This is a genomic window from Vreelandella songnenensis (assembly GCF_003002925.1).
In the GTDB taxonomy this organism is placed as follows: Bacteria; Pseudomonadota; Gammaproteobacteria; order Pseudomonadales; family Halomonadaceae; genus Vreelandella; species Vreelandella songnenensis.
In genome coordinates, this window is sequence record NZ_PVTK01000004.1 from 147,210 (window position 1) to 160,788 (window position 13,579).

Genomic DNA, 13,579 nt, shown 5'->3' on the forward strand with positions numbered 1-13,579 from the left:
AACTCTCCTTACTCTACGTCACTTTTATGACAGTTAGATGATAGTGATTTACCAGGCACGCTGGGTGATAAGCTCGCTTTCAGGCAGCGGCACGAAACCGGCCGCGCGCGCAATCTGCTGGCCCTCTTCAGACAGGATGAGCGCTAGAAACGCCTGATCGGCAGGCGGCAGCGACTCACCCGGCGGCAAGTTCACATAAAGGTAGAGGTTGCGCGCCAGCGGATATTCGTTGCGCTGTATGGTCTGCTCGGTAGGGGCGATTTCCGTTCCATCCTGAGTGATCAGGCGTAGCGCATGCACCATGGGCGTCAGGTGGTTGTAACCGGCATAGCCCATGGCATTGGGTGATTCGCCAACGGCTGCCACTACCGCCGACGAGCCCGGATGTTCGCTGATATCCGGCCGGAAACGGCCGCCGCACAGCACCTCGGCCTGAAACAGCCCGTGAGTGCCCGAGGCCAGGTTACGCCCGTGAAGGGCAATGTGCCCGTAAGACCAGTCGTGCGTAGCGGGGAGTTCACTCCAGCGGCGGATGGGCGATGGTGCGCCGCAGGCCTGATCGGTGGAAAAAATGGCATCGGCCTGCTGGCGAGTAATGGCGTTTAGCGGATTATGGCGATGCACCACCAGCACCAGTGCATCCTTGGCGACTCTCAGCGCCAGCGGCGGATAGCCGTAGCGGTCGATAAACGCCTGGCGCTCCTCTGCGCTCATGGGGCGCGACATGGGGCCCAGGCGGGTAGTACCGGCGGTCAGTGCAGGCGGGACGCTTGCCGAGCCTGTCGCCTGGAACTGTACGCTGATACCAGGATAGCGGTTGGTCAGTGCCTCAGCCCAGCGCAGCGTCAGGCCCGCCATGGTGTCCGAGCCGATCGCGCTCAGGGTGCCGCTGATGGGTTGTGGTTGCCCAAAGGCCATGGATGCGCATAGCATGAGCGCCACGACGAGGACAGCGCGCAGGCGACAGCCCCGGTTGCGTGATAAATCGATACGCTTCAAACGTCTCTCCTCGTATGCTTAACTAACGCCTTTATATTGCGATGCAGCAGTGCCACAACAATAATCCTTTTAAGCGACCGACTCATGACACTCTTGGAAACCGATTTGGACGATGCCCCGGCACCTCAAGGCCAGCTCACCTTAAAGCTGCTGGCGTCTCGACAGGATACCAATCTTTACGGCGATATTCCGGGCGGTTGGCTGGTCAATCACATGGATCAGGCAGCGGAGCTTGCTGCCGGGCGTGAAGCCGGTGGTCGAACGGCGACCGTGGCCATCGAATCGATGGATTTCCTGAGTCCGGTGCGCGTGGGCTCGATGGTGAGTGTCTATACCCAGGTACAGGAGATCGGTCACAGTTCGATCAGGATTATCGTGGAGGTGTGGGTACGCCCACCCCACGGCCGGCGCCTTGAAGAGCGCCAGAAAGTGACCGAAGCGCGATTCGTGAGGGTGGCGCTGGACGACAATGGCCGCATTCGCGCCGTTCACGACTGATGCTTCACGCTATCCAGAAAAGCAGCAGGGGCGCCTAGGCGCCCCTGCTGCTTAGCCTGTCGTCTAACATCTGCTCTATGCAGATTGACCGCCGACCTGCTCGCGACCCTTGAAGTACGCATACTCGCCGATATCGCTGAATGGACGCATCACCTGCTGGAACGCCGAGTAGGACTCATACACGCGGCGGGAGTCATCATCGCTCTCCACCTGGCGCTGAATCACGGTCTGAGACGACTCGTAAAGCGCCTGAATCACGTCTTCGGGAAGCTCGCGCAGCTGCACGCCGTGTTCGTCAACCAGCGTTTCGAGCGCCTGGGCATTGCGGTAGGCGAACTCGGTGAACATGGCCAGGTTGGAAGCACGCGCCGCTTCGCGGATGACGTCCTGCAGATCTTCCGGCAGCTCGTTCCAGGCATCCAGGTTGATCATGGTCTCGACGGTAGCGGTCGGCTCGTTCCACACCGTGGTGTAGTAATAGTCGGCCACCTGATGCAGACCAAACGCCATGTCATTGTAGGGGCCTACCCAGTCGGCCGCGTCCAGCACGCCGGTTTGCAGCGAGGTGAAGATCTCGGATCCCGGCAGGTTGACGGTGCTGACCCCGATGCCATTCATGGCTTCACCGGCAAGTCCCGGCAAGCGCAGTTTCAGGCCCTGCATGTCGGCAAGCGAGTTGATCTCTTTCTTGAACCAGCCGGCCATCTGCGGGCCGGTATTGCCCACCGCAAACGGTTTGAGGTTGTGCTTGGCGTATATCTCGTCCCACAGCTCCTGGCCACCGCCGTGATACAGCCACGCGTTCATCTCGGTGGTGGTCATGCCGAAAGGCACGGCGGTGAAGAACTGCGAGGCGGCCAGCTTGCCGCGCCAGTAATAAGGCGTGGAGTGACCCATTTCAGCGGTACCGGCGGCAACGGCGTCAAAGACTTCCAGGGCCGGTACCAGCTCGCCTGCACCGTGTACGCGGATGGTCATCCGGCCATTCGAGAGCTGCTCGACGCGCTTGGCAAAGTCGTTGGCGCCGGTGCCCAGCGCCGGGAAGTTTTTCGGCCATGACGTGACCATGTCCCAGGTATAGGTTTCTTGCGCGTGGGCGCTGCTGACGAAAGGCGCGGCGGCGACACCGGCGGCACCTAGGCCGGCGGTTTTCAAAAATTGGCGGCGTTGCATGGCGGCATGACTCCGAGAAAGTATGATTTTTGTTTAATTGCACGTGAGCGCAAGTGTCCGCCCGTCAGTATGCGCTAATCACGTTTTATTGAGCAAGCTGCCCGCCGCTCCCGCAAGGCGGCGCTATAGCGGCGTCAGCTTGGCAAACCCCAGCACCAGCCACTTGACCCCGTCGCCTTCGAAACTCACCTGCACGCGGGCACGGGGGCCTTCACCTTCGGCGTTGAGAATCACCCCTTCGCCAAACACCGGGTGATCCACGCGCTGGCCCACGTGCAGTGCCGGCAGGTCGCCATCGCTCTCGACGCTTTGCTGGGCGAAGCTGGTTCGCGCGGCCGTTACCGGACGCGAGATATGTCCGCGCAGACGCACCTCTTCAAGCAGGTGCGGCGGCAGCTCGCGCAGAAAGCGCGACGGCCGGGGGAAGACTTCCTTGCCGTGCATGCGGCGAGTTTCCGCGTGGGTCAGGTAGAGCTTCTGCATGGCGCGGGTCACGCCCACGTAACAAAGCCGGCGCTCCTCTTCGAGCCGTCCCGGCTCTTCGATCGACATCTTGTGCGGGAACAGACCTTCTTCCACGCCGGCGATAAACACCACCGGAAACTCCAGGCCCTTGGCGGAGTGAAGCGTCATCAGCTGTACGCTGTCCTCGAACTCTTCGGCTTCGTGGTCGCCGGCGTTGAGCGCCGCTTCGGAAAGAAATGCCTCCAGCGCGGTCATGCCTTCCCCGGCTTCCGGGGTTTCGAAAGCGTCGCCCTGGGTAAAGGCCCGCGCGGCGGTGACCAGTTCTTCCAGGTTTTCCACCCGCGCCTGGCCCTTCTCGCCGCGCTCGCTCTTGTGATGCTCGATCAGTCCGGTGTGCTCGGTGACGTGATCGATGATTTCATAAAGCGTCAGGCCCGCGGCGTCGTTGTCGAGCTGCTCGATCAGATTGGCGAAGTTCTGCACGGCGTTACCCGCGCGGCCTTTCAGCGTGCCGTCGCCCAGCGCATCGTGCAGCGCCTGCCACAGGGAGATGCTCTCGAGCCGGGCGCGGTGGCGCAGAATTTCCACGGTGCGGGTGCCGATGCCACGGGTGGGCACGTTGATCACCCGCTCGAGAGAGGCGTCGTCGTCGCGGTTGAGCAGCAGGCGCAGGTAAGCCAGGGCGTTCTTGATCTCCAGGCGCTCGTAGAAGCGGTGCCCGCCGTAAATACGGTAAGGCATCCCCTGGCGGATCAAGGTCTCTTCCAGCAGCCGCGACTGGGCGTTGGAGCGGTAGAGAATGGCGATATCGCGCCGGTTGAAGCCTTCGTCGACGCGCTCCTTGATGGTATCGACGATATAGCGCGCCTCTTCCAGGTCGTTGAACCCGGCATAGACCGAAATCGGCTCGCCCTCGATGCCGTCGGTCCACAGGTTCTTGCCCATGCGCTCGCTGTTGTGGCTGATCAGGGCGTTGGCCGCATCCAGAATGGCGCTGGTCGAGCGGTAGTTCTGCTCCAGGCGCACGGTATGGGTCTGCGGAAACTCCTCCTCGAAGCGGCGGATGTTCTCGATCTTCGCCCCGCGCCAGCCGTAGATCGACTGATCGTCGTCGCCCACCGCGGTCATCGGCGTCTGCATCCCGGTCAGAAGCTTCAGCCAGGCGTACTGCAGGGTATTGGTATCCTGAAACTCATCCACCAGCACGTGGCCGAAGCGCTCGCGGTAGTGGTCCAGAAGCGGCGGGTTGTCGCGCAGAAGCTCCAGGCTTCTGAGCAGCAGCTCGCCGAAGTCCACCAGGCCGCCGCGCTCGCAGGTAAGCTGGTAGCGCTCGTAAAGCTCGACCATCTGCGCCATGTAGCCATCGCCATCCACGTTGACCTGATGAGGGCGCAGACCCTCTTCCTTGCAGCCGCCGATAAAGCCCTGCACCTGGCGTGGCGGGTAGCGCTCATCGTCGATCGAGTAGTCTTTCAGCAGCCGTTTGATCAGCCGCAGCTGGTCGTCGGAATCGATGATCTGGAAATTCTGCGGCAGGCGCGCGTCCTGCCAGTGGGTGCGCAACAGGCGGTGGGCAATCGAGTGGAAGGTACCCACCCAGACGTTGCGCAGCGAATGCCCCAGCAGCGCTTCAAGGCGCGTGCGCATTTCGCGGGCGGCCTTGTTGGTGAAGGTGACTGCCAGCAGCGCATAGGGCGAGAGGCCTTCGGCGTGCATCAGCCAGGCGATGCGGTGTACCAGCACCCGGGTTTTACCCGAACCGGCACCGGCCAGCACGAGAAGGTTGCCCTGAGGGGCGCTGACCGCCTCGCGCTGAGCGGTGTTGAGCTGATCGAGTATCGCCGTGACGTCGTCCATAAAAGCCGCTGCCGGATCGAAAATGGGCGCCTAGTCTAGCACAGCAAGCACACTGGCTGTGTATACAGGCGTTTACTTTGAGCGGCGCTTTTTTACGATGATCAGTTCTCTTCCGGGTAACGCAGCGTGTTGAGGCTCTTTTTCACCGCCTTGAGCTGTTCGGCAAGCTTTGGCCCGCGGGTCTTGGCGACACCCACGGCCAGAACGTCGATCAGCACCAGATGGGCAATGCGTGAACTGAGCGGTGTGTAGATCTCGGTGTCTTCGTGAACATCGATATACAGCGGCAGGCTGACCTCTTCAGCCAGCGGCGAGCCGCTGGGGCACAGGCCGATGACCGTGGCGCCCGCTTCACGGGCCAGGCGTACGCTGGCCACCAGCGCCTTGGTGCGCCCGGTCTGGGAGATGGCCACGACCACATCGCCCTCTTTAAGGGTCACCGCCGACATGTTCTGCATGTGCGGGTCAGCGTAGGCGGAGGTGGAAATCTGCAGGCGAAAGAACTTGTGCTGGGCATCAAAAGCGACGGCCCCCGAGGCCCCGAAGCCGTAGAACTCCACCCGGTTGGCCATGGCCAGGGCATTTACCGCCCGGCCGAGTGCATCGTTGTCGAGCCGGTCGCGTACGGACAGCAGGGTGCCCACGGTGGAGTCGAAGATGCTGTGCGAAAACTCGGCGACCGAGTCGCTATCGTTCATCGAGAACTGGGCGAACTGACTGCCGGATGCCAGCATCTGCGCCAGCTGCAGCTTGAAATCCTGAAAGCCGTTACAGCCCAGAGCGCGGCAGAATCGCACCACCGTGGGTTCGCTGACGCCTGCTTCGGTGGCCAGGTCCACGATCCGCATGTGGATAACTTCATCGGGGTTGCGCAGTACAAACCGCGCAACCTTCTGTTCGGAGCGGCGAAAGTGCTCCATGCGGCGTCTCATTTCATCGAACAGGGCGCGACTCACGGTAAGCTCCTCGTTTATTCTGCCGCTACCACGGCGTTTTCCTCAGTATGCCTGAGAGATGGCAAATATGGACAACGAAACCCACGCCGCTCAAGCGTTTAAAGCGCGTTTAGGTATTTCTTCCCGTTTCGTCATCATTTTGTCAAGTAGGTTATAGTAAGAAGTGAAGTGCCGCACTGCATCATTTAACAGTCGTCACGGATGCAGGTGGACAAAGGCATATTCACCTGGAGGCACGTCGATCATGAGAAACGTCGAACGAATCACCTCGGTAAAAAGCGAGCTTTTGGACATCTTCATGAGCATGGAAGTGGTTGAGCATGTTCAGCGCCAGCGTAGCGCCGCCCAGCGCAACTTGAGAGCGCGGAGGGGAATAGAACTGCATCGCGAGTTTCAGAAGCTGTCGCGGGATATCGCTCCCTTGCCCGAAGAAGAGCAGCAAGAGAGCGAATTACACTAGTCTGGCACGTTGCTGATTATACTTGCCCGACCATTGCCCCGCCGTTTGGCAGGGCAAGGTGCGGCTTAGATCAAGCCGGTTAAAAAGACCACAATGACGCCCAGTGGAGCGACATACTTCGCGAGCAGATTCCACAGAGTGAAGTCATAGATATCCAGGCGGAGTTCCTTGCGCGCTTCTTCCTTATCCAGGCAGAGCGAGAAGAAGATGATCGCGCCAAGCCCCGTCAACGGCAGCAAGATCTTGCTGGTGAAGGTATCCAGGAAGTCAAAGATATTGAGGCCGAAGAACAGCACATCGGACCAGACATTGAATGACAGTAGTGCCGCCACCCCGAGTAGCCACACGGCGATAGCGCTTACCAGCGTTGCGCCAATTCGGCTCAAGGACGTGCGCTCTTCCAGCGTTTCAACAACTGGCTCCAGCAGTGAAATAGCGGAAGTCAGTGCCGCAAAGGTCAGCAGCAAGAAGAACATCAGACCGAGAATCGTACCGCCGGACATATTGCCAAACGCCAGAGGCAGGGTAATGAAGATCAAGCCTGGACCTTCACTTGCACTTAGCCCGTTGGCGAATACGATCGGGAAGATCGCAAGGCCCGCCAGCAGGGCAATCGCCGTATCCAGAATGATAACGGTACGCGCGGTGCTGATCAGATTGACGTCTTCACCCAGGTAGGAGCCATACGCCATCATGATGCCCATCCCCAGAGAGAGGGTAAAGAAGGCCTGACCCATGGCAGCAAGGACCACACCACCATCCAGCGCGCCCCAGTCAGGGCTGAACATGAAGCTCAGTGCTTCACCAAAGTAGCCGCTTGCCATACCGTAGCCAACCAGCACCAGCAGAAGCACCACCAGCGCCGGCATCAGGATACGTGAAGCTGCTTCAAGCCCCTTGGTTACGCCACGTGCCACGATTCCAATGACCAGCAGCATGAAAGCGGTATGCCAGATGAGCAGCGCTTTGGGGTTACCCAGCAGCTCGCTGAACATGGCGCCCACCGTGTCGGCATCCTGACCGTCGAATGTGCCGATCACCGAGCCCAGCGTATAGTTGAGCGACCAGCCGCCAATCACGCTATAAAACGAAAGGATCAGAAAGGCGGCCAAGACGCCGCTGATACCAATCGATGCCCACGCACGCGAGCGACCGTGGCTGCTGGCCAGCTCTGCCATGGTGTTAATCGGGTTTTTCTGCCCGCGGCGGCCAATCATCCACTCCGCTACCAGAATCGGCAGACCAACCAGCGTTACACACGCCAGATAGACCAGCACGAAAGCAGCCCCACCGCTTTCGCCCGTCATGTACGAGAAGCGCCAGATATTTCCCAAGCCTACTGCCGATCCCGCAGCAGCCAGCACAAAGCCCATCTTCGATGACCATTGTGCATGTGCAAGCTTTGCCATACATCACCTACAAGTTAGTTAGATTGTAATAAGTCGCTATGCGCCCCATTTACGCATGTTCGATAAACACAGATAGCCTGCGTTTATCGAAAGTATGCGCAATTTATCCGATCAGGCGGGCCCGTGCCAGTCAGGTGCTAATAACGTTAGGCTAAAACAGCTGGTTTTGTGTCTCGCCGGGAAAGGCGGATAGCGGCGGCAGGCAGGTGGTTTCGCCAAGGGTGTTGTAGAGCGTACGGGCCATGTCAGGGGATTCGCGATTATCCGCAGTATGCACAAATAAGAAAGGGGTTTTCCCCTGACTTATCCACAGGTTTAGCTGGGCTTTCCACGGTTCGAAGTAGTGCCTGTTGATGGCTTTGTCAATATGCCCGATAAAGCGGATGACCGGAAAATTTCCTGTGGAAAGCACGTGTAGCGGGAGTTTCGGCTTTTCCTGCTGGGCGTGGGCAAGCCCTGGGTGGCCATCGGCAGGCGTTGAAAACACCGGACGTACGTCCAGCATCACGCGGTTGGCGCAATAAGTTATCAACAATTGGTTCAGGGCTTTTTCAGCCGCTCCCTTGTGAAAAAAGGCAGGATGGCGAACCTCGACGGCGCAAGCTAAATGCGCAGGCCAGCGAGCCAGCAGGGCCTCCAGGTGCGGCAGTTCGTCAGGGCCGAAATCGCGCGGCAGCTGAACCATGGTCGGGCCAAGGCGATCATGCAGCGGGGCGAGGGCATCCAGGAATGCCCAGGCAGCGTCCAGATCGGTCAGGCGCTGGTCGTGGGTGACGCTTGCCGGCAGCTTGAAGCAGAAGCGAAAGTGAGGCGGCGCCTGGCGTGACCAGGCGGCAATCGTCTCGGCCTTGGGCGCGCCGCTATAAAAGGTGGTGTTGCCTTCCACACTCGAGAACACGCGGCCATAGTCGCTGAGCAGGTCGGTTCTGGCGTGGCGGGCATACAGGCTGCCCTGCCAGTCCTGGTTGGCCCACATGGGCAGGCCTAGGTAGAGGGGGAGGGTCATGGGGCAACTAACCTGCTGCATTTCTAAAGCGTACTAATGTAGCATGAAGCTATTAAAGCGTTGGTGAATAACTGACCGCCAGACCCGATAGACAGACAAGGAAATACGCATGCCGACTACGCCACGTGTTCTGGTACTCCACGGTCCCAATCTCAACTTGCTGGGTACTCGGCAGCCGGAAATCTATGGGGCTGAGACGTTGGACGACGTGAACAGCCTGCTACGTGAAAAGGCGATAGCCGCCGGGTGGGACATCGAGTGCCTGCAGAGTAATCATGAAGGCGTGCTGATCGATGCCATCCATAGCGCAAGACGTGATGGAACTCAGGCGATCATCATCAACCCGGCGGCCTATACGCACACGTCGGTTGCCATTCTGGATGCGCTCAACGCTTTTGATGGTCGGGTGATCGAAGTGCATATTTCCAACGTGCATAAACGCGAAAGCTTTCGCCACCACTCCTATATTTCGCTGCGCGCCGAGGGTGTCATTGCCGGACTAGGCATACAGGGGTACTTGGCGGCGCTAGAGGCAATCATCAAGGCTAATAACAAGTAGATGGCGGTTTAGCCTTCAAGGCCTGAAAGGTATCTTCTCCAGGGTCAATTGATGTTCAGCCTGATCTGGGCGGCCTTTTTCTGCATGATCGGCAAGTAGCGACCCAGCAGCGTATCCAGATCTACCCTGGCTGCATTCGTGCTGACATTGATGGCGCCGATCAGGTGGCCTTTGGCATCAAAGGCAGGCACGGCCAAGGAGCGTAATCCAGGATCAAGTTCCTGATCAGCGATGGCATACCCTTGCTGGCGTGCGGTAATGATTTGATGCCTCAACTTATCTATATCGGTAATGGTTTTTTCCGTATGCTTTTCCAGCTTGAGATTGGCCAGGTAATTATCCAGTTCAGCGCCATCGAGCTGGGCGAGAAGCACCCGCCCCAAGGACGTATGCGCAGCAGGTAAGCGAGTACCCACGGATAGTGTAATGGCCATCAAGCGATGCTTGGCGGCTGAGCGTGCGACGTAAATGACGTCTTCGCCATCCAGCACCCCCAAAGAGGAGGACTCGCCGATTTCCAGCGTGATGTCTTCCAGATATTGCTGAATGACGCCGCGGTAGTTGTTGGCCGACAAAAAGGCATAGCCCAGCTGAAGCACCCGTGGAGCAAGCTCAAAATAGCGCTGCTGTTTACGCACATAGCCCAAGGAGTGCAGTGTCAGCAGAAAGCGCCTCGCCTTTGCTCTATTCATGCCTGTACGTGTGGCCACTTCGCTGAGCGTCATCCGTGGGTGCTCAGAGTCGAATGCGCGTATGACTTCCAGGCCGCTGGCAAGCGCTGTCACAAAGTCCCGGCTTTCAGGGTCGAGAATATCTTCAAGCATGTTTTCCCTGCCTAGGTGTATCGATTTCGCTAATCAAATAAGCGTAATACGCGATTCTATCGGATAATAGTTCGTTATGCGAACATATGGTTTTCTGATTTTCTCCCTCTCTTGTTTCTGGCGAATGGAAACGCGATGAGCAGATGCTACTAAAGTTGTGTTTTGTAGAGTGGCTATAACGCAGTAGTCTGCGTGTGTGTAATGCGAATACATGTACGTATTGCGAACAAATAGCCAGCTACGCACAGGAAGTTAATACAATGAAAAAACTCATCAGCGCCACTTGTATAGCTGCCTGCGGCAGCGCCTTGCTTATTTCTGCCTCCCTTTCAACCGCCCACGCTGCGGATTGGCCTACAGGCGACGTTCGCCTGGTAGTGCCCTACGCGCCGGGCGGCACCACTGACGTGCTGTCACGTCGCGTGGCCGACCTGCTCAAAGATGCGCTGGATACCAACGTCATCGTCGAGAACCGCCCGGGTGCCGGTTCCACCGTGGGTACCGGCCGCCTGGCACGTGGCGGTCGCGATGCTGACCATACGCTCTTGATGGCATCGCCGGGCCACACGATCGGCGCCGCCATTTACCCGGACCTTGCTTACGACCCTGTCGAAGACTTCGTTTTCATCCAGAACGTGATCGATATACCCAACGTGATGGTGGTGCCCGCCAGCAGCCCTTACAACTCGGTTGTTGAGTTTATTGAAGCCGCCCAGGATCAGAACATGGCGTTCAGCCATAGCGGCGTGGGTAGCTCCATCCATATGTCCGGCGAGCTGTTCAAGACGCTGACCGGCTCCAACATGACCGCCGTGCCTTTCGCGGGAAGCGGTGCGGCCCTGCCGGCGCTGCTGGGTGGCGATGTAGACGTCTCCTTTGAAAATATGCCGACCGTCTATTCGCATATCAAATCCGGCGACCTGCGTGCCCTGGCCGTCACCTCGGCAGAGCGCTCACCTTACCTGCCCGACGTACCCACGCTCTCGGAAATCGGTGAATACAACCTTGACCAGTTCGTGACCACGGCCTGGTTCGGACTCATCGCGCACAACTCGTTCCCGGAAGAAGGCTATGAAGCCATGCAGCAAGCGCTGGACGAAGTGATGGAGCGTGAAGAGTTCCTGGATTTCGCCAAGCAGCTAGGCGCGCAACCGGGCCAGGTAGAGGGTGAAGAGTTCAAGCAGTTCGTGATCGATGATCTGGCACGCTGGCAGGAAGTGGCCGAACAGGCCGGCATCAGTCAGTAAACAGCACTAGAGATGGAGGCGGAGGTTGTCATGACCTTCGCCTTCACTGCTTTCTTTAGCTTGTCCCTTTGGAGAGGCTCTCATGTCATCCTCTGATTACCGTGCCGTGAACAGAATCAAAGATATCCTGGATTTCACTACCGGCATCATTTTGCTGGTGGTTTCGTTAGTGCTGGCGCTATATCTCGTGCCCAATCATATCGGTGAGCCGCCCATCATGCAGAACCCCATGATGTCGCCGCGCTGGCTACCCAATATCGTCAGTTGGCTGATGCTGGCCTTTTCAGTCTTGCTGATTCTTCAAGGGTTGCTGGTAGCCGATAAAAATGAAAGCGATGAACGCAAGTTCATCAAGGGCTCTCTGCGCCGCTTCGTCATCATGGTGATCGCCTTTCTGGTTTACGTACTGTTTTTCGAAACCCTGGGCGCCATCCTGACCGGCATCCTGGCCACCGTCCTTCTCTTTCTGGCACACCCTGTCAGGACCTGGTGGGTCTACGGGTTTGCCGTGGCTTTTCCTGTGGGCGTGACGCTGCTGTTTGTCAATGTGATGAATGTTCCACTTCCGCTAATGCCCTATTAACAACTTCTTGGCGGCGCTGCCCGGGTGATATATGGAAAACCTTAACGAAGTCCTGCAACTTTTCTTGAGTATCGACAACTTCATAGCCATTGCACTTGGCGTGGTCATCGGCGTTACCGTAGGCTCCATTCCGGGGTTGACGGCCACCATGGCGGTCGCGCTGGCCCTGCCATTTACCTTCTCGATGCAGCCGGTTGCCGCGATTCTTCTGCTGGTGGGTATCTACAAAGGCGGCATGTACGGCGGCTCGATTACCGCTATCCTGATCCGTACGCCGGGCTCGCCTGCCTCTGCCTGTACGCTGCTGGACGGTTATCCCATGGCGCAGCAGGGCCATGCCAAAAAGGCGCTGAAAACAGCCCTGTTCTCTTCGGTCATCGCGGACTTCATTTCCAATATCGCCCTGATATTCTTTGCCGCTTATCTTGCCAAGATAGCGCTCAACTTTGGCGCGCCGGAGTTCTTCTGGCTGATCTGCTTCTCGCTGACCATCATCATTTCTCTGGCCAGTGGTTCCATGGTGAAGGGCCTTCTGGCGGCGCTGATGGGGATACTGCTGTCATTGGTCGGACTCGATTCGGTATTCGGGTCGCAGCGCCTTACCTTTGGCAACTACAACCTGATGGATTCGATCTCCTTCATTCCGCTGCTGATCGGTCTGTTTGCCATCCCCGAAATCATCGAGTTCTATAGAAAAAAAGTGGTGCCTCACATCAAGGCAAAGGCAAGCGGCGCAGGCATGACCCTGGCCGAGCTCAAGCGCTGCATGAAAAGTATCGTCCGCGGCAGCCTGATCGGCGTGATCATCGGCGCCATTCCCGGTACCGGGGCGACGGCGGCAGCCTTTATCTCCTATAGCGATGCCCGCCGTCGCTCGCCCAACAGGGATAATTTCGGCAAGGGTGAAGTCGAGGGTGTCGCGGCGGCCGAGGCGGGCAATAACGGGGTGGCAGGCGCTACGCTGATACCGCTGCTTTCGCTGGGGATTCCAGGCGACGTGATCACCGCCATCATTCTGGGAGCGTTCATGGTGCATGGCCTGACCCCTGGCCCCATCATGTTCCAGGAAAACCTTTCGCTCATCTATGCGCTGTTTCTAGGCATCATGCTCAGCTCATTGATATTGCTGGTGGTCGGTAACGCGGCGATCAAGTATTTCTCGCTGATCGCGGATATTCCCAAGTCGATCCTCTTTCCTATCGTCTTGATGTTCTGCATCTACGGCGCCTATGCGGTCAACAACGCCACGTTTGATATCTGGCTGATGCTGGCCTTTGGCGTGGTGGGCTATCTGTTCAATCGGACGGGTATTCCCGCCGCACCGTTTTTGATCGGCTTTATTCTTGGGCCCATGTTCGAAGACAACCTCAGGCGTTCTCTGCTGATCGGCAATGGGGATCTCTCCATCTTTGTACGTGGACCCATTACCTGGTTCTTTATCGCCATCACCTTTGGCTCGATTGCCTTTGCCCTGTACAGGTTTTTCCAAGCGCGCAAGCAAGCCAGTAACGCCAGGCAACTCAATAACGGCTAGGCAAGGCGA

The 13,579-nt window shown here is 58.3% G+C and carries 13 protein-coding genes; 6 read left to right on the forward strand and 7 right to left on the reverse strand.

Features of this window, described 5'->3' with window-relative positions; all coding sequences use genetic code 11:
- Positions 1-48 precede the first annotated feature (48 nt).
- Complete coding sequence (locus tag B0H98_RS08690; protein ID WP_106374672.1) at positions 49-999, reverse strand: PstS family phosphate ABC transporter substrate-binding protein; 951 nt, start codon at positions 997-999, stop codon at positions 49-51.
- Positions 1,000-1,083: 84 nt separating this feature from the next.
- Here B0H98_RS08690 and B0H98_RS08695 point away from each other — a divergent pair, with 84 nt between their 5' ends.
- On the forward strand, positions 1,084-1,497 hold the full coding sequence (locus tag B0H98_RS08695) for an acyl-CoA thioesterase (protein ID WP_106374673.1): 414 nt from the start codon (positions 1,084-1,086) through the stop codon (positions 1,495-1,497).
- A gap of 75 nt (positions 1,498-1,572) precedes the next feature.
- Here the strand turns inward: B0H98_RS08695 and B0H98_RS08700 are convergent, their stop codons facing one another.
- From B0H98_RS08700 to hexR, 3 genes are all read right to left on the reverse strand, one after another.
- Positions 1,573-2,670 (reverse strand): TRAP transporter substrate-binding protein, encoded by a 1,098-nt coding sequence (locus tag B0H98_RS08700; protein WP_106374674.1) that lies wholly within the window; start codon positions 2,668-2,670, stop codon positions 1,573-1,575.
- Positions 2,671-2,793: 123 nt separating this feature from the next.
- Positions 2,794-4,992 (reverse strand): DNA helicase II, encoded by a 2,199-nt coding sequence (uvrD, locus tag B0H98_RS08705; protein ID WP_106374675.1) that lies wholly within the window; start codon positions 4,990-4,992, stop codon positions 2,794-2,796.
- A gap of 101 nt (positions 4,993-5,093) precedes the next feature.
- Positions 5,094-5,948 (reverse strand): transcriptional regulator HexR, encoded by an 855-nt coding sequence (hexR, locus tag B0H98_RS08710; protein ID WP_106374676.1) that lies wholly within the window; start codon positions 5,946-5,948, stop codon positions 5,094-5,096.
- Positions 5,949-6,192: 244 nt separating this feature from the next.
- On the opposite strand from hexR, the gene B0H98_RS08715 reads away from it, so the two are divergent.
- Entirely contained in the window at positions 6,193-6,408 is a 216-nt protein-coding gene (locus tag B0H98_RS08715; RefSeq protein WP_106374677.1) for a PA3496 family putative envelope integrity protein, read from the forward strand.
- A gap of 65 nt (positions 6,409-6,473) precedes the next feature.
- On the opposite strand, the gene B0H98_RS08720 is transcribed toward B0H98_RS08715, so the two are convergent.
- Together B0H98_RS08720 and B0H98_RS08725 are read right to left on the reverse strand one after the other, a co-directional pair.
- Positions 6,474-7,817, reverse strand: a complete 1,344-nt coding sequence (locus tag B0H98_RS08720) for a sodium-dependent transporter (protein WP_106374678.1) — start codon at positions 7,815-7,817, stop codon at positions 6,474-6,476.
- A gap of 151 nt (positions 7,818-7,968) precedes the next feature.
- Complete coding sequence (locus tag B0H98_RS08725; protein ID WP_106374679.1) at positions 7,969-8,823, reverse strand: DUF72 domain-containing protein; 855 nt, start codon at positions 8,821-8,823, stop codon at positions 7,969-7,971.
- 109 nt (positions 8,824-8,932) lie between these two features.
- Between B0H98_RS08725 and aroQ the strand changes: the two genes are divergently transcribed.
- Positions 8,933-9,382, forward strand: coding sequence for a type II 3-dehydroquinate dehydratase (gene aroQ / locus B0H98_RS08730; RefSeq protein ID WP_106374680.1), 450 nt, complete (start codon positions 8,933-8,935; stop codon positions 9,380-9,382).
- Between the two features lie 44 nt (positions 9,383-9,426).
- Here aroQ and B0H98_RS08735 read toward each other — a convergent pair whose 3' ends face one another.
- Positions 9,427-10,206: an IclR family transcriptional regulator domain-containing protein gene (locus B0H98_RS08735; RefSeq protein WP_106374681.1), complete on the reverse strand. Its 780-nt coding sequence runs from the start codon at positions 10,204-10,206 to the stop codon at positions 9,427-9,429.
- A 260-nt stretch (positions 10,207-10,466) separates the two neighbouring features.
- On the opposite strand from B0H98_RS08735, the gene B0H98_RS08740 reads away from it, so the two are divergent.
- The 3 genes from B0H98_RS08740 to B0H98_RS08750 all read left to right on the forward strand — a co-directional run bounded on the left by B0H98_RS08740 (position 10,467) and on the right by B0H98_RS08750 (position 13,570).
- Positions 10,467-11,453 carry a Bug family tripartite tricarboxylate transporter substrate binding protein gene (locus tag B0H98_RS08740; protein WP_106374682.1) on the forward strand — a complete coding sequence of 329 codons (987 nt, stop codon included), beginning with the start codon at positions 10,467-10,469 and terminating at the stop codon, positions 11,451-11,453.
- Positions 11,454-11,535: 82 nt separating this feature from the next.
- A complete protein-coding gene (locus B0H98_RS08745; RefSeq protein WP_106374683.1) occupies positions 11,536-12,036 on the forward strand; it encodes a tripartite tricarboxylate transporter TctB family protein in 501 nt (166 codons plus the stop codon).
- Between the two features lie 31 nt (positions 12,037-12,067).
- On the forward strand, positions 12,068-13,570 hold the full coding sequence (locus B0H98_RS08750; RefSeq protein ID WP_106374684.1) for a tripartite tricarboxylate transporter permease: 1,503 nt from the start codon (positions 12,068-12,070) through the stop codon (positions 13,568-13,570).
- The last annotated feature ends 9 nt before the right edge of the window (positions 13,571-13,579 follow it).